Annotated in this window: 29 protein-coding genes; 16 read left to right on the forward strand and 13 right to left on the reverse strand. The window is 71.3% G+C overall.

All coding sequences use genetic code 11. The features are described 5' to 3' along the window. Window positions 1–16 precede the first annotated feature (16 nt). The 13 genes from ACIQOW_RS32610 to ACIQOW_RS32670 all read right to left on the reverse strand — a co-directional run bounded on the left by ACIQOW_RS32610 (window position 17) and on the right by ACIQOW_RS32670 (window position 5,073). Window positions 17–517 (reverse strand): hypothetical protein, encoded by a 501-nt coding sequence (locus tag ACIQOW_RS32610; protein ID WP_401091054.1) that lies wholly within the window; start codon window positions 515–517, stop codon window positions 17–19. A 70-nt stretch (window positions 518–587) separates the two neighbouring features. Further along, complete coding sequence (locus tag ACIQOW_RS32615) at window positions 588–1,262, reverse strand: hypothetical protein (RefSeq protein WP_401091056.1); 675 nt, start codon at window positions 1,260–1,262, stop codon at window positions 588–590. Between the two features lie 56 nt (window positions 1,263–1,318). Next, window positions 1,319–1,513: a hypothetical protein gene (locus ACIQOW_RS32620; RefSeq protein WP_401091058.1), complete on the reverse strand. Its 195-nt coding sequence runs from the start codon at window positions 1,511–1,513 to the stop codon at window positions 1,319–1,321. Window positions 1,514–1,631: 118 nt separating this feature from the next. Beyond that, window positions 1,632–1,787: a hypothetical protein gene (locus ACIQOW_RS32625; RefSeq protein WP_401091059.1), complete on the reverse strand. Its 156-nt coding sequence runs from the start codon at window positions 1,785–1,787 to the stop codon at window positions 1,632–1,634. Then, window positions 1,784–2,002 (reverse strand): hypothetical protein, encoded by a 219-nt coding sequence (locus ACIQOW_RS32630; RefSeq protein WP_401091061.1) that lies wholly within the window; start codon window positions 2,000–2,002, stop codon window positions 1,784–1,786. The genes ACIQOW_RS32625 and ACIQOW_RS32630 overlap by 4 nt, the downstream gene beginning before the upstream one ends. After that, complete coding sequence (locus ACIQOW_RS32635; RefSeq protein WP_401091063.1) at window positions 1,999–2,244, reverse strand: hypothetical protein; 246 nt, start codon at window positions 2,242–2,244, stop codon at window positions 1,999–2,001. Before ACIQOW_RS32635 ends, ACIQOW_RS32630 begins: the two co-directional genes overlap by 4 nt. 50 nt (window positions 2,245–2,294) lie before the next feature. Beyond that, on the reverse strand, window positions 2,295–2,561 hold the full coding sequence (locus ACIQOW_RS32640; RefSeq protein WP_401091065.1) for a hypothetical protein: 267 nt from the start codon (window positions 2,559–2,561) through the stop codon (window positions 2,295–2,297). Between the two features lie 85 nt (window positions 2,562–2,646). Next, window positions 2,647–2,973 (reverse strand): hypothetical protein, encoded by a 327-nt coding sequence (locus ACIQOW_RS32645; RefSeq protein ID WP_401091067.1) that lies wholly within the window; start codon window positions 2,971–2,973, stop codon window positions 2,647–2,649. 102 nt (window positions 2,974–3,075) lie between these two features. Further along, entirely contained in the window at window positions 3,076–3,384 is a 309-nt protein-coding gene (locus ACIQOW_RS32650; protein ID WP_401091068.1) for a hypothetical protein, read from the reverse strand. A gap of 45 nt (window positions 3,385–3,429) precedes the next feature. Beyond that, window positions 3,430–3,615, reverse strand: a complete 186-nt coding sequence (locus ACIQOW_RS32655; protein ID WP_401091070.1) for a hypothetical protein — start codon at window positions 3,613–3,615, stop codon at window positions 3,430–3,432. Window positions 3,616–3,667: 52 nt separating this feature from the next. Continuing rightward, on the reverse strand, window positions 3,668–4,459 hold the full coding sequence (locus ACIQOW_RS32660; protein ID WP_401091072.1) for a hypothetical protein: 792 nt from the start codon (window positions 4,457–4,459) through the stop codon (window positions 3,668–3,670). A gap of 35 nt (window positions 4,460–4,494) precedes the next feature. Continuing rightward, the gene (locus tag ACIQOW_RS32665; RefSeq protein WP_401091073.1) at window positions 4,495–4,701 is read right to left on the reverse strand and encodes a hypothetical protein; all 207 of its coding nucleotides are present in this window, start codon (window positions 4,699–4,701) and stop codon (window positions 4,495–4,497) included. 30 nt (window positions 4,702–4,731) lie between these two features. Further along, a complete protein-coding gene (locus ACIQOW_RS32670; protein WP_401091075.1) occupies window positions 4,732–5,073 on the reverse strand; it encodes a hypothetical protein in 342 nt (113 codons plus the stop codon). 513 nt (window positions 5,074–5,586) lie between these two features. Here ACIQOW_RS32670 and ACIQOW_RS32675 point away from each other — a divergent pair. The 16 genes from ACIQOW_RS32675 (at window position 5,587) to ACIQOW_RS32750 (ending at window position 17,502) form a co-directional block, all read left to right on the forward strand. Then, a complete protein-coding gene (locus ACIQOW_RS32675; protein WP_401091077.1) occupies window positions 5,587–5,910 on the forward strand; it encodes an HNH endonuclease in 324 nt (107 codons plus the stop codon). Then, window positions 5,907–6,257, forward strand: coding sequence for a hypothetical protein (locus ACIQOW_RS32680; protein WP_401091079.1), 351 nt, complete (start codon window positions 5,907–5,909; stop codon window positions 6,255–6,257). Before ACIQOW_RS32675 ends, ACIQOW_RS32680 begins: the two co-directional genes overlap by 4 nt. Window positions 6,258–6,271: 14 nt before the next feature. Next, window positions 6,272–6,502: a hypothetical protein gene (locus tag ACIQOW_RS32685; RefSeq protein ID WP_401091081.1), complete on the forward strand. Its 231-nt coding sequence runs from the start codon at window positions 6,272–6,274 to the stop codon at window positions 6,500–6,502. 250 nt (window positions 6,503–6,752) lie between these two features. Next, window positions 6,753–8,231: a terminase gene (locus ACIQOW_RS32690; protein WP_401091083.1), complete on the forward strand. Its 1,479-nt coding sequence runs from the start codon at window positions 6,753–6,755 to the stop codon at window positions 8,229–8,231. Then, window positions 8,231–9,694 carry a phage portal protein gene (locus ACIQOW_RS32695; protein ID WP_401091085.1) on the forward strand — a complete coding sequence of 488 codons (1,464 nt, stop codon included), beginning with the start codon at window positions 8,231–8,233 and terminating at the stop codon, window positions 9,692–9,694. Before ACIQOW_RS32690 ends, ACIQOW_RS32695 begins: the two co-directional genes overlap by 1 nt. Beyond that, on the forward strand, window positions 9,654–10,511 hold the full coding sequence (locus tag ACIQOW_RS32700) for a hypothetical protein (protein ID WP_401091087.1): 858 nt from the start codon (window positions 9,654–9,656) through the stop codon (window positions 10,509–10,511). The genes ACIQOW_RS32695 and ACIQOW_RS32700 overlap by 41 nt, the downstream gene beginning before the upstream one ends. Before the next feature lie 7 nt (window positions 10,512–10,518). Then, a complete protein-coding gene (locus ACIQOW_RS32705) occupies window positions 10,519–11,016 on the forward strand; it encodes a hypothetical protein (RefSeq protein ID WP_401091089.1) in 498 nt (165 codons plus the stop codon). A 116-nt stretch (window positions 11,017–11,132) separates the two neighbouring features. Further along, window positions 11,133–12,110, forward strand: coding sequence for a P22 phage major capsid protein family protein (locus ACIQOW_RS32710; RefSeq protein ID WP_401091253.1), 978 nt, complete (start codon window positions 11,133–11,135; stop codon window positions 12,108–12,110). An 8-nt stretch (window positions 12,111–12,118) separates the two neighbouring features. Further along, on the forward strand, window positions 12,119–12,547 hold the full coding sequence (locus tag ACIQOW_RS32715) for a hypothetical protein (protein WP_401091091.1): 429 nt from the start codon (window positions 12,119–12,121) through the stop codon (window positions 12,545–12,547). Beyond that, complete coding sequence (locus tag ACIQOW_RS32720; protein WP_401091092.1) at window positions 12,544–12,927, forward strand: hypothetical protein; 384 nt, start codon at window positions 12,544–12,546, stop codon at window positions 12,925–12,927. Before ACIQOW_RS32715 ends, ACIQOW_RS32720 begins: the two co-directional genes overlap by 4 nt. Beyond that, window positions 12,911–13,195, forward strand: a complete 285-nt coding sequence (locus ACIQOW_RS32725; protein ID WP_401091094.1) for a DUF5403 family protein — start codon at window positions 12,911–12,913, stop codon at window positions 13,193–13,195. Before ACIQOW_RS32720 ends, ACIQOW_RS32725 begins: the two co-directional genes overlap by 17 nt. Beyond that, window positions 13,192–13,620: a hypothetical protein gene (locus ACIQOW_RS32730; RefSeq protein ID WP_401091096.1), complete on the forward strand. Its 429-nt coding sequence runs from the start codon at window positions 13,192–13,194 to the stop codon at window positions 13,618–13,620. Before ACIQOW_RS32725 ends, ACIQOW_RS32730 begins: the two co-directional genes overlap by 4 nt. Before the next feature lie 19 nt (window positions 13,621–13,639). Then, window positions 13,640–14,242 carry a hypothetical protein gene (locus tag ACIQOW_RS32735; RefSeq protein WP_401091098.1) on the forward strand — a complete coding sequence of 201 codons (603 nt, stop codon included), beginning with the start codon at window positions 13,640–13,642 and terminating at the stop codon, window positions 14,240–14,242. Between the two features lie 160 nt (window positions 14,243–14,402). Beyond that, window positions 14,403–14,681, forward strand: a complete 279-nt coding sequence (locus ACIQOW_RS32740; protein WP_401091100.1) for a hypothetical protein — start codon at window positions 14,403–14,405, stop codon at window positions 14,679–14,681. A 5-nt stretch (window positions 14,682–14,686) separates the two neighbouring features. Continuing rightward, window positions 14,687–15,184, forward strand: coding sequence for a hypothetical protein (locus tag ACIQOW_RS32745; protein WP_401091102.1), 498 nt, complete (start codon window positions 14,687–14,689; stop codon window positions 15,182–15,184). 11 nt (window positions 15,185–15,195) lie between these two features. Continuing rightward, a complete protein-coding gene (locus ACIQOW_RS32750) occupies window positions 15,196–17,502 on the forward strand; it encodes a hypothetical protein (RefSeq protein WP_401091103.1) in 2,307 nt (768 codons plus the stop codon). The last annotated feature ends 171 nt before the right edge of the window (window positions 17,503–17,673 follow it).

A 17,673-nucleotide genomic window follows, 5' to 3' on the forward strand; every position in this document is an offset into this window, starting at 1 on the left:
ACCGTGCCGAGGCGGGTCAGGCCGCCAGTTCGGTGCCGCTGACGAGCAGGCCGGGCAGGCAGTCCTGGAGGAGCGCGGGCACCATCTCGGTGTCCTTGTCGCGGAACCAGCCGAAGCCGGGGGCGGTGGCGATGGCGAACGGCTCGCCGCCGTCGGCGGGGACGACCACGCGGAACCGGGCGCGGGTCGCGCGGACGGCCGGGCGGAGCAGCCCGAGGACACTGGGGTCGGTGTCGCTGGCGACGCCGTACCGGACTCGGCCGTCGGGCTCGGTCCAGCGCTGCCAGCCCGCGCCTGCCGTGCGGGTGCTGCTGGGCTTGATCCGGGGGCGGGGGCTGGGGCCGATCTTCACCGCGCGGCCGGGGCTGCTGGCGCTCGGCAGGTCCAGCGCGAGCTGCACGGCCTTCGTGTGCTTCGCCTGCGCGCCGCGACCGGCCGGGGTGGTCACGGTGACGGTCTCGGTGGGCCCGTCCTCGTGGGGCAGGCGGAGCGTGGTCGTCAGGGTGGTGCTGTTCACGGTGGCGCTGTTCCTTCGGTGGTGCGGGAGGGGGTGGGGCCTGGTGCCAACCGGGGGTGGGGCCTGGTGCCTACGCGGCTTCGGCGGCGGGCAGCGAGGCGGTGAGGGCCCGCAGCACGGCCTCTGCCATGTCGGGGGTGAGGTGCGAGCACGTGATCTCGATGCCGCTGAAGCGGGCGCGGCTGACCTTGACCTCCGCGTGCGGCGACATCCAGGAGGTGCCGGTCCCCTGGTTCCAGCGGAGGGTGCGGACGTTGTCCTCGCCGTTGCGCCGGTTCGCCTCGCCAGGCGGCCGGCCGGTGGTCAGCGGCACGCGCTTCAAGCGGCGGGCGATGGTGTCGACCTCGTGGACGTCGGTCAGGTGCCGGTGCTGCCGGGCGCTCATCTCCGCGACCGCCGCGTCCAACACGGGCAGCAGCCGCCGCTGCACGTCCCGGGCAACCTGGGCTCCGGTCTTGGCCCGGGTGACGGTGATGTCCCCGGACTCGATGTCGTACCGGTAGAAGTAGGTACTGCTCTCGGGCAGGACGCCGTGCACCCACCACCGCCCGGGGCGCAGCCGTTCCTGCTGGATCAGGATGCGGGCCCTGTCCTCGGTGCGGAGGAGTTCGACGCACGGGTGCCAGTCGGGTATCCGGCGGGGGTCGACAGTCCACACGGTGGGGTCGAGGGCCTGGGCGAGTTCTTCGGCGAGCGACAGCAGCTCGGCGCGCAGGGGGGCGAGTTCATCACGGAGGGCGGTCACGGTGGCGCTGGTCCTTCGGGGTGGCGGGGGTGGGGCCTGGTGTCAGCGGCGCGCGGTCACGCGGCGACCGGGAGCGCGTCCAACAACTCGGGGTCGTGGACGGTCGGTTCGTGGCCGTGGCTGTAGGCGTCGGCGCGGGCGTCGCTCTCGAAGAGGTCCACGGCGGCGGCCTCGGCGGCGTCGTAGTCGGCGGCCTCCACCACGAAGCGGAAGGTCTCGGTGTTGTCGATGTAGACGGCGAAGCGGGGCACAACGGTCTCCTGCGGGTGGTGTGGGTCGGGGGGTGGGACCTGGGCCCGGCCGGCATCGGGGCGCGCCGGATGCCGGCCTCGGGGCGGGCCTTCGGGCGCCCGGGGGCGGGGCCTGGTGTCAGGGGCTCAGGAGGCCGAGCAGGCTGACCAGGTCGGCCCGGAGGCCCGCGAGTTCTTCGCGCAACGCGGTGTTCGCGGCGGTGACGGCCGCGACGCTGGCGCGCAGCTCGTCCAGCTTGGCGGGGTCGATCTCGAAGCCGTCCGGATCGGTCACGCCGGGACGCCGACGGGGTGGGCCCTGGTGTACTCGGCGCGGGCAGCGTGTCCGGCGCGGGTGGCTCGCCAGATGCCGGGCACGTGCCCGGGGGTGAGGTATCCGGCCTCGGCGAGTCGGGCGGTGGTGGTGCCGCCGGAGTCGGCGACGTCGGCCCCGATGCGGTCGCTGAAGCTCCAGTGGGCGAGGAGCGCGAAGTCGTCGGCGCGGATCACCGGCCGCCCTCCGTCTCACGGATGAGTGCTTCGAGTTCGGCGGTGAGGGTGAGCAGCAGTTCCCGGCAGTCGTGCGCGCGGTCGGCGTTCATCTCGTCGTACCGGCCCATGTGCCGGTCTTCGGCGGGCTGGTCGTCGCAGTGCGGGTCGTAGGTCGGGACGCACTCGTAGAAGAGGGCTTCCCAGTCGCGTTCGTTGCGGTGGACGCGGTCAACGAGGGCTTGCAGGCGGGCGGTGGGCATGGCGCTGTTCCTTCAGTTCGGATGGGGGTGGGGTCTGGTGTCAGCGGAGGTCAGGAGGTGGTGGCTTCGGCGGCTTCCAGCTCGCGGGTGATGGCTTCCAGGGCCGTCACGGTCTCGGTCAACAGGGCGTAGGCGTCGCGTGCGCGACTGTCTATGACCTCGTCGAACTCCTCGCAGTCGTCATCGTCGGTGTGGAAGTCGTTCCATCCGTCGGCGTTGGGGTTGTACGAGGGGATTTCGTGGAACCGGGTTTCCCACTCGGTCTCGAAGTCGGCGGCGGCGGTAAGGAGTGCGCGCAGTCGGGCGGCGGGGGTCACGGTGGTGCTCCGGGGGTCGGGGGCGGGGCCTGGTGGCTGAGCGGCCACGGCGGGGGCCGGGGGTTCCGGCCGCCACCGAAGCGGCTCAGACCTCCATGCCCTTGAGCGCCGCGTCAAACGGGCACATGGCGTAGGTGATCAGCTGGGCCAGGTGGTCCCCGGCGTCCCGGCCGCAGTCGGCACAGCTGACCGTGGACGCCTCCACGCCGACGCCGTACACGTCCAGGACGGGGGTTCCGTCGGGGCCCCGGCGGACGTTGAACCAGAGCGGGGCGGCGGCCTCCAGCGTCCCGCCGCACTTCTCACAGGCGAACTCGTCTTCGGTGGCGGTGACTTCGTGGTCCGGGACGTCCGCGACGATTTCGGCGAAGGACTGGGCGACGGCGGCGGACTTGATCAGGTCAACGGGCATGGCTGTGCTCCAAAGGGGTTCGGGAGGGGGTGGGGTCTGGTGTCTGTGCACCCTTGGCGGGGGGCCCGGCGGGGGGCTGGGCCCTCACCAGGGGCGCACAGCTCAGAGCGACCGGAAGACGTGCCCGCTGCTGGCGTGGAAGTAGTCGCACTGCCACGCGGTCATGTCCAGTTGGGGACGCCAGCCTCGGCATCCTTCGACGGCCGCGCGGTATTCGTCGTCGGTCTCCATGAGCCGGTCGTGGGCGAAGTCCTCCAGGTCGTCCCACTCGCCTTCGTAGGCGTCTTCGAAGGTGGCTACGGCGTACTCGGCGTTGCCGACGTAGGCGGCGTAGGCGGTGAGGGCTTCGAGCTCGGCGACGATTCCGGCGTCTTCGGCAAGGTCGGTCAGGTACTCGGCGGTGCGGCTCACGGGGGTCTCTCTCGGGTCGGCGCGGGACGTGGTGGTCGGGGGTGGTCAGACGGTGTCGGGGGCGTCGAACAGCTCGTCCAGCAGGACGTCGAGGCCGGGCGCGAATTCAGGGTCACGCCGCATGTCGCGGAAGGCGTCGAGCATCGCGGCCGCCTGGTCGGGGTGGTCCATGCCGAGCTTGGCCAGGGCGGGCCAGTAGCCGGACAGGCGGATCATGTCGGCGCGGGTCATGGTGGTGCTTCCGTTCTGTGGTGCGGGAGTTGGAGGGGGTGGTGCCTGTTGCCTACGCGGCCCGGCCGTACACGGCGCGGTATCCCTGCGCGGAGCCCCGGACGATGGCGCGGACGTCTTCGCGGTACGCGGCCCCCTGCCGGGCGGCGTAGCCGTCCAGGTAGGGCTTGAGGACGGCCCTCAGGGGCTTGCCGGTGGTTCCCGATCCGGCCCGGCACGACTCTTCGAGCGCGCAGTCGCGGCACAAGGGCGCACCGTCGCGGGCGTCCATGGGAGTCAGCCACTCGTCGCAGTCGCCGCACTGTACGTAGCCCATGGCGGACACGGCGTCTTCGACCATGTAGCAGGTGATCTCCCCGAGTTGGGGGCATGGCAGCTGACGGAGCACGTCGTCGGCGTCCACGTCGGGCGGCAGGGGTCCGCCCGCCTCGCCGACCTCCCGGGCCATCGCGGCCCGCTCGCGCTCGGTGTGGTCGTCGTCGTCCAGCAGGGGGTACCCGGCCAGGCTGTCGGCGATCCGGCGCGCTGCGTCGGCGGCCAGGAACGAATCGGCGTCGTACACGATCCCGTCGCCGCAGGTGTCCCACAGCGTCCCGCACTCCCCGGCGGCGTCGCCCATGATCCGGCAGGCGGCCTGCCAGTTGGACTGTGCGCGGATCGCTTCCGCCTCGTGCTGGTGCCAGCCTTCCCCGTCCTCCAGGAGGCCGCCGGTGCCGTCCATCACCATGCCGAGGCTGGCCCATCCGTGGGCGTCGGCTTCGTCCTCCAAGCGGGTCACGAAGTCCCAGCGGTGGCAGTGCCGTTCGATGGCGGTGAGGAGTTCGGCGGTCAGGGTGGTGCTCATGATTGTTCCTTGCGGGTGGTGCGGTTCGGGGCAGGTCAGCGGGTGGTGGCAAGCCAGTCGCAGGCGTACGCGCTGCCCTGCTCGCAGGCGTCGTGCATGCCTTCGGTCCACCCGTCGTTGAACAGCTGGACCTGCACGGATTCGGGCGTGGCCGGTGCGGCGCTCGCGTGGCCGACCAGCCACCCGCCGAAGGAGGTTGCGAGGGTCAGGGTGATCACGGCGAGGATGCGGCGGGGGTTCATCGGAAATCTCCGGGGGTTGAGGCGGGGCAGTCAGCGGGAGTTGCGGCGGTTACGGGGGCGGCGGGTGCGGACCTCTGCGCGGTCGCGGTCGTAGGCGCTCACCGAGGCGACGGCCACCGGCTCCGGCTCGACAGCGGCCACAGCCGGTCCCTGGACGGCCCGCCGCACCAGGGCGGGCACCTTGCCCGCCCAGTGGGCCAGAAGGCCGGTCAGCAGGGCGGCAGCGAGCCCGCCGCCCCAGTTGTGCGTCTGCCACGGCGACCCGGCCAGCAGCATGATCAGGCCCAGGGCGGCGGGGGTGCGGTGGTTACGGATTGTGATCTCGTTCCGGTCGGTCGTTCGCTTGCAGGACCAACACTGCGGGCCGAGCACCGGACAAGTCAAACCGAGCTTGCGTGAGCTGGGTCACACATAGCAAGGCGCTCGATCTCGCCAGAGTTGAAGACGCGCGCTCGCGCGAAGCGAAGCCAATTCCCAAGCGAGACAAGGGATTTCGCGCGGTCGTGACGTCGGTTCGGTTGCCGTCGGCAAGGCACCCGGGGGGTGCCTCCCGCGCGCGTTCCTTTATTGCCCGGAGCGTCATAGCAGCCCAGATCCGATACGAACGCCGGCCGACCCCTTCTTCTGGATCATCTACACAGCGTGACCAGCAATGATGCACTCATTGCCACGCACTGAACACGTAGGGTGAGGCAGCGGGCGTCGGCAGCGTTAACCGAGGCGCCTTAATACATGTGGAGGCAGCTACGCGCGTGCGCGCACCTGTTGCAGCGGCACCCGGCCGGCCTCCGTCGTAGCCCCGCCAGGGCAACGCTCCCCTTCCGGTCCTCTCTCCCCGGTCGTGGTCGAGCACCTGGCGGGGTCCTGCGCTCCAAGGAGGCCACCGTGCACGCGAGTTCGCGCCGGACAACCCCGTTGCCTCCGCACTGGGCCCGGCTTCGCCGCGCGGTGATGAACCGCGACGGCTGGATGTGCCAGCACCTCCGGTACGACACCGGCGAGCCCTGCGCCGAACCGGCGCGCCACTGCGACCACATCGTCCCCGCCTCCGAGGGCGGCTCGGACGAGCCCGCCAACCTCCGCGCCCTGTGCGACTGGCACGTCCTGCGCAAGGACGCGGCCGACGCCGGCCGAGCCCGCAAGAGGGCCGCCGCGGACCGCTGGCAGCCCGCCCGAACCCGCCGACGCCACCCCGGGGAGGTCCGTTGAACGTCGACCCCACCGAGAAGGACCCGGCGAAGATCCGCGCCGCGCTGATCGAGCTGTACGAGACCGAGTTGGACTTGGAGCCGACCGACCTCGCGCTGATCGACATCGCCGCGCCGATGCTCGCCCGCGCCGCCCAGCTCGACGCCGTGGTGCGCCGCGAGGGGCAGATGATCGAGGGCGGGAACCGCAAGGACATGATGGTGCTGCACCCCGGTATCGCGCAGGCCCAGCTCAACCGGACGCAGGCCGCCGGCCACCTCGCCAAGATCCGCGGTGAGGGCGAAGGCCCGAAGCGCGGCCACAACGCCCGCGACGCCATCGCCACCCGCTGGGGAAACCGCGTCTGAGAGAGGAGCCCGCCGTGGCACGCCGCAAGGCAGCACGGGCCGTCGGCCCCTCGGACGAGTCCCTGCGCATCGCGCGGACCATCGTCTACTACGAGGCGTGCTTGGACTCCGAGGTCCCGCACGCCGTCGCCCGCGAACTGTGGGCCCACGACATGAACTCGCCCTTCGCGGCCGGTGAGCACGTCTCCGTCGAAGCTGCCCGGCTGCTGGAGGAACGCGCCCGCAGGCAGGCCCAGGGGACCTGAGGCGGTCGTCATGTCAGTTCTGACATGACGACTACATGTCTTTTTGAACATGTAAGGGCCCGGACCGAGGAGGGCTGCGCTGCTTCACCATGAGCCGGTCCGTACCCTCGCGGACACCGTTCCGCATCCGCACCGCACCCTCGCGGGCGAGCTGCTGCGCTGGTCGGCGCACGCCTTCCGGCCGGACTGGAAGTACACCCCCGAGCAGTGCCGCATCCTGGCCCGCTGGTACGAGCTGCGCGACGACGCCGTGCCCGAGGACCCGAACAACCCCGAGACCTGGGGTCGCGGATTCCGGCACGAGTCCGGCACGCTGCGGAGGCTGAAGGGCTGGGGCAAGGACCCGATGATGGCGTCCGTGGCCGCGATGGAGTTCGTCGGCCCGTGCCGCCTGGTCGGCTTCCGGCCCGACGGCTCGCCGGTCGGCGGCCCGCCGCAGGAGGCGTGGGTGCAGATCTTCGCCACCGCGGCCGGCCAGAACGTCAACACGATGTCGGCGCTGAGCACGATCTTCAGCCAGGCCGCCATCGACCGGTACGCGATCAAGCTCGGCCAGGAGGTCTGCTACGCCTCGCAGGCCGACACCGACGGCCGGCAGTGCCGTCTGGAGGCCAAGGCGTCGTCCTTCCGCGCCGCCGAGGGCGGCCGGCCTTCCTTCGCGCTGCTCAACGAGACCTGGCACTGGGTCGAGGGCAACCACGGCCCGCGCCTGGCCGCGACGATCCGCCCGAACGCCACGAAGGTGGGCGGGCGGACGATGGAGATCACCAATGCGCCGGTGATCGGCGAGGAGTCGGTCGCCGAAGGCACCTGGTACGCCTTCGAGAAGCAGCGCGACGGGGTCAACCGGGACGCGGGTATCTACTACGACTCGGTGGAGGCTCCGCCCGGCGTCGATCTCGCCGACGAGGACCAGCTGCGCGCCGCGATCCTGTGCGCCCGTGGCGACTCGGTCTGGATCAATCCGGACCGGGTGATGAAGGACATCTGGTCGGCCTCCACCACCGAGGACGAGAGCCGCCGGAAGTACCTCAACCAGCTCTCCAGCCACGATGACGCGCTGGTCGACCGGGACACCTGGGACCTCGCCACGGTCGAGCCGGCCGACGGCATCAAGCCCGGCGAGCGGATCGTCCTGGCCTTCGACGGCGGCAAGACCGACGACAGCACAGGCCTGCTGGCCATGAGAGTTCGGGACCGCCTGGTGCAGCCGCTCGCGCTGTGGGAGAAGCCGGACGGCCCGGCCGGCAAGGACTGGCAGGTCGACGGGGCCGAGGTCAACGACATGGTCGACCACGTCTTCCAGAAGTACACCGTCGTCGCGTTCTTCGCCGACGTGAACGGCTGGGAGGGCCGCATCGCCGACTGGTCCGAAAGGTACGGCAAGCGCCTGCTGATCAAGGCGTCCGGGAAGTCGTCGGTCGGGTTCGACATGCGCGCCAACCAGCGCGAGATCACCACCGAGCACATGGCGATGGTCGGCGCGATCGAGGCCCGGGCCCTGCCGCACGTGCGCGACTACTCGCTGACCCGGCACACCATGAACGCCCGCAAGAGGCCCAACCAGTACGGCATCTCGTTCGGCAAGGAGTCGCGCGAGTCGAAGTTGAAGGTGGACCTCTACGCCACGATGGTGATCGCCTGGATCGCCCTGCGCCGCCTCATGGAGAGCGGCAAGCTCAAGCCCCCGAAGGCCCCCGGCCAGCTACAGACCCGAGGAGGGTTCTGATGTCCTCCCTCCCCGTCGTCCTCCAGCGTGCCCGGCACGCGAAGGGCCTGATCGACCGCGACCAGGAACGTCTGAACCTGGTCGACCGCTACGCCCGCGGCCTGCACCGCGCTCCGTGGATGCCGGCCAAGGCGAACAGCGAGTTCAAGGACCTCGTGAAGCGGTCGATCGTGAACGTGAGCGCCCTCGCGGTCGAGGCCCCGCTGAACGCCCTGCGGGTGCAGGGCTTCCGCAAACCCGGCTCGGGTGAGAACGCCTACGAGTGGAAGTACTGGCAGGCCAACCGGCTGGACGAGCGGCAGAACGCCGTCCACCGCGCGGCGCTGACCTCGGGGGCGGCCTACGCCGTGGTCACCCCCGACCCGCGCAAGGGCCGCCGCGAGCCGATGATCCGCGCCTACGACGCGATCAGCACGGTGGCCGTCTACGCCGACCCGGCGTGGGACGAGTACCCGGTGTACGCGCTGCACGTGCCCGAGCAGCAGCCGGACGAGCACCGCACGCTGGCGTTCCTGTGGGACGGGGCGGCGAAGCACACCGTGGACCTGGACGCCGAGCCGGAGGCCGCGGTGCTCGCCACCGAGCCGCACGGCATGAACGTCTGCCCGGTCGTCCGGTTCTCCCCGGCGGTGGACCTACGGGGCCGCACCCGGGGCCTGGTCGAGCCGCTGATCGTCTCGCAGGACAGGCTGAACCAGCAGACGCTGTCCCTGCTGCTCAACGAGCACTGGGGCGCGCACGCGATCCGCTTCGCCACCGGCCTCGCGCCGGCCGAACGCCTGGACCCCGAGACGGGCGACCCGGTCCGCGACCCGGAGACCGGCGAGCCCGTCTACGACGTGCCCTCGCTGGACCCGTCCACGCTGCTGATGGCGCCCAACTCGGACGCCAAGTTCGGGCAGCTCCCGGCGATGCCGACCGGCGATCTGCTGGCGTCCCGCCGTCAGACCGTCGAGGAGATCATGGGCCTGGCCGACGTGCCGCCGCACTACCTCGCCGGGTCGAACCTGGTGAACCTGAGCGCGGACGCCTTGGCCGCCGCCGAGACCTCGTTCAAGCGCTTCTTGTCCACGCTCCAGGACTCGCTGGGCGAGTCGTGGGAGTCGGTGTTCCGGCTGTGCGCCCGCGCGGCCGGCCGTGGCGAGATCGAGCAGGACAGCAGCCAGGTCGAGTGGGCCGAGAAGGCCACCCGATCCCTCGCCCAGGCGGCCGATGCGATGGTCAAGCTGATGCAGCAGGGCGTCCCGCTCAGCGTGGCGCTGCGCAAGGTGCCCGGCTTCAGCCAGGCCGACATTGACGAGGCGGTGAAGGCCGCCGAGGAGGCCGCCCGGAAGGCGGAGGCCGCCGAGGCCGAGGCCCTGAAGCAGCAGAAGGAGGCGGCCGGTGGCATGGACCCCGCGAAGCGCCGAGATTCTGCGGGCGGTGGCCGTGTACCAGCTCGCGCAGGAAGCGCTGGCCGGTGAGTTCGCGGCCCGCTGGGCCGAGGCCCTGGCCGCCGTCGAGGCCCGCGAGGTCGCCGGTTCGCTGAGCGAGCTGGAGGCCGCGTACGCGGCGGCGGTCCGTGAATCCGCGGCGGCCTCCTACGCCCTGTCGGTCGCCTTCTACCGCCTGGTGCGGGCGCTGGAGACCGGCCGCGTGATCGGGGGCCCCGGCTACCGCCCGGGTGCCTCGCTCGGTTCCCTGTGGTCCGACTTCAACACCTTGACGGGCACGCGGACCGGCTCCGGACCGCGCACGCCTCTGCCCGTCGACGTCCGCAACCCCTTCCCCGCCGCCGATCTGGAGCGCGAGGCCAAGCGGGCCGCTGAAGCGTTCCGCCACCAGGTCGGCGATCGGGTGGAGCGCCACGAGCGCGAACGCGCCGGCCGGGGCTCGTCGGCGCTGGACGACGCCGAGCTGATCGCCTGGGAGAAGGAGTTCCTGGAGTCGCTGAAGACCGGCGGCTCCGGGGCGGGTGGGATGCTCGTCCAGGATGCCGGCCGCGACGCGATCCACTCCGCGCTCCAGGACGACCCGGGGGCGATCGGTTACTACCGCAAGACCGACGCGAGCCCCTGCTACTTCTGCGCGCTCATGGCTGGCCGGGGCGCGATCTACAAGTCCAAGCGCACGGCCGCGTTCGGCGCGCACCCGTACTGCCACTGCCAGGCCGTCCCGATCTTCTCCCGCCGCTACCAGCTCCCCGCCGCCAACGACCGGTTCTCCCGGATGTGGCGCGACTTCGGCGGCGGCTCGCTGGCGGACTGGCGCACCTACTACAGCAAGACCACGAAGACTTAGGAGAGTTGTGTCCGAGACCCCGATGCCCGAGACCCCGACCCCGGCCGAGGCGATCCCCGGCGGCGTGGCCCACCCGGACACCCCACCCGCGCCCGAGCAGCCCGAGGCCCCCGCCGTGGAGAGCGGTGAGCAGGCTCCGGCCGCCCCGGCTCCGGTGGAGCCGGACTACCGGGCGCTGTACGAGAAGATGCAGGCGGACCTGGACGCCACCCGCGAGCGCTCCACCGAGGCCGGTGTCGAGGCGGACGAGCTGCGTGCGCAGGTCGCCCAGCTCCAGGAGCAGGCCCTTCGCGACCGGATCGCCGCCGAGTACGCCCTGCCGCCGGTCCTCGCGGCCCTGGTCCAGGGCGGTGACGAGGCCGCGGTGCGCACGCACGCCGAGCAGCTGGCCGCCGTCGCCGCGCCGAAGCCCCTGCTGGGCGCGGGCGGGCTGACCCCGCACTCCGAGCCCGACCCGTACAAGGGCCTGGCCGAGACACTGCGCAAGCGCCGCTACGGCATCTGACCCCCACCCGTCCCGCCTGAGCCGCCCTACCCCCGGGGCGGCTCTTCGTCTTCCCGAGGAACAGCGCCATCAGCATCAACCCCGCACGTGCCAACGCCTTCCAGAACCCGGACAAGCTGGTCACCCAGGCTCTCGCGAACCTGAAGGACAGCGTGGTCCTGGCGAACATGTTCGACCGCCGCGCGGCGTCCGAGTTCGTCAACGCGACCGGCCAGGTCATCAACATCCGCCGCCCCGCCCGCCTGCGCGGCGCGGAGGAGGCCATCGACGCCAAGCGCAAGTTCAACGACACCTCCACCTGGATTCAGTCGGAGAACCTGAACGAGGGCCTGATGCCCGTCAAGATCGACACCCACGCGTACAGCGCGGTGGACCTGTCCGACGCCGAGCTGTCGCTCGACCTCCTCAGCTTCGGCGAGCAGGTCATGGTGCCGCAGATCGACTCCATCACCGAGCGCCTTGAGAACAAGGTGGCGGCGGCGATGAACGAGTTCCCCGAGGTCGCCACCGCCGCGAAGATCCCGGTCGACCTCACCAAGGCCGCGTCCGACGAGCAGGCCGGCCAGATGATCCGCAAGGCGCTCGCCCGCCTGCGCGTGCAGCTCAACAAGGAGAACATCCCCGCCGAGGGCCGCACGGCCGTCCTCGGGTCCGAGGCCGCGTTCTACCTGCTGAACTCCTCTTCCGTCCTCAACGCCGCCGAGCACGCCGACGGCGGCGCGGCCCTGAAGGAGTCCACCCTCGGCCGCGTCCACGGCTTCAAGATCGTGGAGTCCACCAACGGCGTCCTGAACCCGATGGGCATCTACGCCTTCCACCGCTCCGCGATTCAGCTCGTCTCCGGCGCGCCGTCCGTTCCGGAGTCCGCGAAGGGCGGCCGGCAGTCCGCCGAGGGCTTCTCCCTGCGCTGGATCAAGGACTACAACAGCGGTGCGGCGATGGAGCGTTCGTTCCTCTCCTCGTATTGGGGCGCCACCCTGGTCACCGACCTGAAGAAGGGCGAGACCGACTGGTCCAAGCCCGCCAACATCACCAAGGTCCGTGGCATCAAGGTGACGTTCACCGGCGAGCCGGCCGCCGCGCCCGCCAAGTAGGGGTGAGCGTGGCGCTGGACGTCGCCGACCTCTTCAAGCGGCTCGGCAGGCCCGCCCCCGAGCCCGGTACGCCGGACTGGGAGCGGGCCAACGCCGCACTCGAAGACGCGTTCTGGGTGATCGCCGGCACCGGCCACCCCGCGTGGTCGCCCGAGCGGCACCCGCCGGTGATCCGCACCCTGGCCCTGGCCGTCGCCGATCGCCGCTTCCGCAACCCCGAGGGGTACGTGCAGGAGCAGGCCGGAGAGGTCTCCTACCGCATGCCGGACGGCACGCCGATCGGCCTCGCCCTCACCCGGGGCGAAGTCACGCTGATCGAGCGGGTGGCAGGCCGCGGTGGGCTGAAGTCCGTGCAGGGCCGCCGCGAGGCGATCTCGCGTGGCCTGCGCACCGGCTACCCGTTCCCGGACCCCGAGGACTCCTGGGGGCCGGTGTGAGCCTGCTGGAACGCGGGCGCACCCGCGTGACCGTGCACACCGTGGTCATGGTCGATGACGGCTACGGCGACCGGCGGCCGGCACCCGGGCCGAGCAACACCTACTCGGCCTGGGTCGCCCCGGTCGGTGACGCCGCAGGCTGGCGGGCCCCGGTCGGCGCTCAGGTCGGCTGGTCCCCGCCGATCCGCCGCAAGGTCGTCTTCCCGCCGGACACCGTCATCGACAAGTGGTCCGCCCTGGAGTTCGCCGACGACGGCGACCCCGGCACCCGCTGGACCGTGGTGGACGCCCCGCGCGCCCACCACGGCGCGAGCGATCGCATGCGCTTCGTGACCGTGATCGTGGAAGGGGGCGGCCAAAGTGGTGGAGATCCGTCCTGACCTGGACTCCGTGGTCGCCGCTCTCCCCGGCGTGATGGGCGCCCTCAAGCTCGAAGCCGAGGAGCGCAAGGCCCGCGTCGTCGCGAAGGCCAGCCTGCACATCGACACCGGCGAGTTCATCGCCGGGCTGAAGGTGAAGCGGCACGCCAAGGGCTACGCCATCCTCAACGAAGACCCCCTCGCCGCCCACAAGAACTGGGGCGGCTTCAACCACCGGGCCGGGCGCTACGTGGACGGCATCCACGCGATGGAGGCCGCCCTGTGGTGAGCCGTGAGCCGTACCTGATGCCCGACTCCGAGCGCATCGTCCTGGACGCCCTGCGCACCGTACTCCCCGGCATCCGCTGCGCCGTCTACCTGCCCACCGATTGGCAGCCCGCCCTGCGCAAGGCCGGCGGCCTCGTGATCGCCCGCCGCGTCGGCGGAACGATGAAGGACCGCCGGTACATCGACGAGGGCATGTTCACCGTCCAGACCTACGCCACCTCGCGCGCGGACGCCTCCCTGCTGGCCCGCCGTGCCCGTGCCGGCCTGGTGCGCCTGTGCTTCGAGCAGTTCGGCAACACGGACGGCTACCTCTCCCGCATCCGGGAAGCGACGGGTCCGATCATGACCACCGACCCCATGACCGAGGCCCAGCCGGACTTCTACCGCTTCTCGGCCAACTACATGATCGCTACAAGGCCCCGCTGAGGGCCGGAAAGGAGTCGGCTTGGCCGCTGACGACGCCCCGGTCCTGGTACCGGGCACCGGATACATCTACGTCGCCCCGCCGGGCACCGCGCTGCCGGACCTGAGCAAGCCGGGCTTCGACCCGAAGGACTCGACCAAGTGGGGCCCCGAGGGCCTGACCTGGAAGTCCATCGGCAACACGAGCCTGGACAACGGCATCGAGATGTCGGTCGACGGCGACGAGCCCGAGGTGCTGGGCAGCTGGCAGCAGAAGTCGCTGAAGACCACCGACCCCGGCAAGACCTACGCGGTGACGATCAACCTGTCGGACTTCACCGCGGAGTCCTACCGGCTGTACTACGGCACCGACAAGGGCCTGGACCCCAAGGGGCTGTTCTCGATCCCGACGTCCCCGGCCGCGCAGAACCGCGCGCTGATGGTCGCCGCCGTGGACGGCACGAAGGCCGTGGTCTGGCACTACCCGAAGACCAGCATCATCGGCGCGGACTCGGTGACCATGGACCCCGCCGCACTCGGCGAGATGCCGGTCAGGGCCACCGTCGTGGCCCTCAACCAGAGCACGCCGCTGGGCTCCGTCACCCCCGTGTTCGATCTCGACACCGGTCTCAAGCCTGCGGCCTGACCCGTCCCCGGGGCGCACGCTTCCCGCTTCGAAGAGCGGTGCGGCCTCTGCGCCTGCCTCCGCACAACACGCCACCCCACAAGGAGAGTTCCCCCTGAGCACCACCCTTGACTTCGCAGTTCTCGCCGCCGAGGCCGAGCGCAAGCACATCGGCAAGGGCGTGAAGTTCACGGCCAAGAACGGCAAGAAGCTGCGGCTGCGGCGGATCGAGGCCCTGCCCGGCAAGGACCTGACCGCCTCGCTGGCTCTGCTGGACGTCGTCCAGTCGGAGAAGGTGAGCAACGAGCGCAGGATCGAGGCGATGTCCGCGCTGCTGGTCGCGGTGGCCTCCGACAAGAAGGCGATGCGGGAGTCCGTGGACGCGCTGCCGCTGCCGGAGCAGATGAAGATCCTTGAGGGGTGGATGCAGGAGGCCGCGCCGGGGGAAGCCGTGGCCTGATCAGGTTGCTGGACGAGCACGGCGCGGAGATCACCGCCGACCTGCGCCGATTCTTCGGCGTGGACATCCTGGACTGGGTCCGGGGCCGGCACTCCGCCCGTTTCGTCCTCGCCCTGATCGGGACGCTCCCCGACGACTCGGCGACGCTGGCCGCCCTGCGCGGTGGCCGTGAGGCCCTGGGCTGGGATGCCAAGGCGTACGTCCTGGCGGACCTGGTGGACGCCGTGCAGGCGCTCACCCATGTCCAGGTCGCCAAGGCTTCGAAGAACCCGCGCAGCGTGGAGAAGCCGCAGCCCTATCCGCGCCCTTACGCCAAGCGCGCCCGCCGCAGCTCCGGCGCTAGCAACCCCTTCTCCGCCGCGCTCCAGCGCGAGGTCGGCGAGGGTGGGGGTCCGGCGGTGGCCGAGCCCTCTTCCCCCCTTGCAACCCCGTTCCGCCTTCCGGCGGCCGTGCTCGCGCGCTCCGCCGTGCCTGCGCGGCCCGCGCCGGTCCGACTCACGTAGGAGGTGAGCCTGTGGCCGGCCCCGGCGGCAAGGAAGCCGGACGCGTCCACGTACGCGTCCTGCCCGACACCAGCGACTTCCGCAGGAAGCTCAAGGACTACCTGGAGATGCTGGAGAAGTACACCAAGCTCTCCGTCAAGCTCGACCTTGACACCACGGGCGTCAACGCCAGGCTGCGGGAACTGACCCACGACCGCAACGTCCGGGTCAACGTCGTCGCCGACACGGGCGAGGCCGCCGCCCGGATCGCCGCTCTCACCCGGGAGCGGCGAGCGCGGGTCAGCGCCGACGCGGACACCGCGCCGGCCGAGGCCCGGCTGCGGGCGTTCACCGGCCGCCGCTGGCGGCTGGCGGTCAACGTCCACCTCGCCCGGGGCGGCTTCGACCGGATCAAGTCCGGTCTGCGGGAACTGGGTTCGGGGGTCGCGGAGGCCGCCCGGAACTTCGGGAGGCTCTTCACCCTCTCGATCGAGCAGACGGCCTCCGCCCTCCAGGGCATCGGCTCGGGCATCGCCTCGGCCGCCCAGGGCACTCTGGGCATCGCGGCCGGGTTCGCCCAGTCCGCCGCAGCGGCACTGCCGCTGCTGGTGCTGGTCACGGCCATCGCCTCGTGGGTGACGGTCGTCGCCTCCGGGCTGATCGCCGTCCTGGCGCTGGCGGCCCTGCCGGTCCTGCCGCTCGGCCTCGCGGCCCTCGCGGCGGCCGGCGACATGAAGACCCTCGGCGACAAGGCCGAGGAGGCGATGCAGAAGGCGTCGGCGGCGCTGAAACCCGCCACCGCCGCCATGCGCCACGAGTTCGGCGGCGCGGTCAAGGACGTCACGGCCTGGTTCAAGCAGGCCGAGCCGGTCCTGAAGTCGTTCTTCGACTCAGGGGCGCAGTTCGTACGCCCCATGGTGAAGTCGATCCTGGACTTCACCGACGTCCTCTTCCCCAAGCTCACGGCGGCGATGAACTCGCCGGGGATGAAGGCGTTCACCGACGCCTTGCCCGCCGCGCTCGTCGGCATCGGGGCCAGCCTCGGCGACTTCTTCCTCGTCCTGGCCAACGGGGGCGACCGGCTCAAGGCCCTGCTGCCCCCGCTGAACGGGCTGCTCGACGCCTTCCTCCAGGGGATCGCCTCGCTGGCGGTCCAGTTCTCGCCCGAGATCGCCGCGTCGATCTCGTGGTTCGCGGGCACCCTGCGCGAGTTCTTCCAAGTCTTCAAGGACAACGCCGAGGCCACGGCCGCCATGATGCGGCTGGTCGACCTCAGCCTGCGCGCCCTCGTCCTGGGCTTCGACATCACGATGACCGCCTGGAACGCCCTGGCGGTCGCCGCCGTCGCGGCCTGGCACGCCGTCCAAGCCGCCTGGGACGGGCTAACGGCCGCCACCTCCGCAGCCTGGTCCGCGGTGACCTCGTGGACGGCGTCCACCTGGTCGTCCGTGACGTCCACCGTCTCGTCAGCGGCCAGCGCCGTGGGCTCCGCCGTCTCCTCGGCCTGGTCGGCCGTAACCTCCTGGACCTCGTCCGCCTGGTCGTCCGTGACCTCCACCGTCTCCTCGGCGGCGTCCTCCGTCGCCTCCGCCGTCTCAACCGCGTGGAACAACGTCTCCTCCTGGACGTCCAGCGCTTGGGGCTCCGTGACCTCCTGGACCTCGTCCGCCTGGTCGTCCGTGACCTCCACCGTCTCCTCGGCGGCCTCGTCCGTGGGCTCCGCCGTCTCGACGGCCTGGCACAACGTCCAGTCCTGGACGTCGTCCGCGTGGAACTCCTGCGTCAGCACGGTGACTTCGGCCTGGTCGAACATCGCCAGCGGCGTGTCCTCCGGAATCGGCACGGTCGTCTCCTACGTCTCCAGCCTGCCGGGCAAGATCCTCGGCGCAATCGGCGACCTGGGCTCGCTGCTGTTCGACAAGGGCAAGTCGGCGATCCAAGGCCTGGTCAACGGCATGAAGAGCATCAGCGTCGGCGGCGTCGTCTCCGGGATCATCTCGTCCCTCAACCCGTTCAAGGCCGCCGCGCCCGCCGCCGCTCCGGCCATCGCGCCGCGCTCACTGATGGCCGCGCCGATGGCGTTCGCCGCGATGCCGGCCGCCGCGTACGCGAGCCCGCTGGAGCAGGCCCTTCGCCCCGTCGCCTCCGGGCTGCGCTCGCTCGACGCCTACGGCTACGGCCAGCGCGCCGCCGCCGGCCTGCGCCACCCGGAGACCTCTGCGAAGGCCACCGGCCGGGAGCGCTACGGCCCGAACATCACCGTCCACGCCACCACCAACGCCAACGCCCACGAGATCGGCAAGCAGATCGCGTGGGAGCTGAAGACCTCGGGGAGGTAGCGAGATCGGGGCTCTCTCCCCACCCTTCATCGGCGACGTCACCGCCCACAGCGCCCGCGTCTTCTTCACGAAGGTCGCGGGCGCGTGGACGGACGTCGAAACCACCAACACCACGACGGGCAAGGCGCACTACGACGCCGAAGACCCGGCCTGGCCGGGCACCGCCCTGGT

Source organism: Kitasatospora sp. NPDC091335 (genome assembly GCF_044757205.1).
Lineage (GTDB): Bacteria > Actinomycetota > Actinomycetes > Streptomycetales > Streptomycetaceae > Kitasatospora.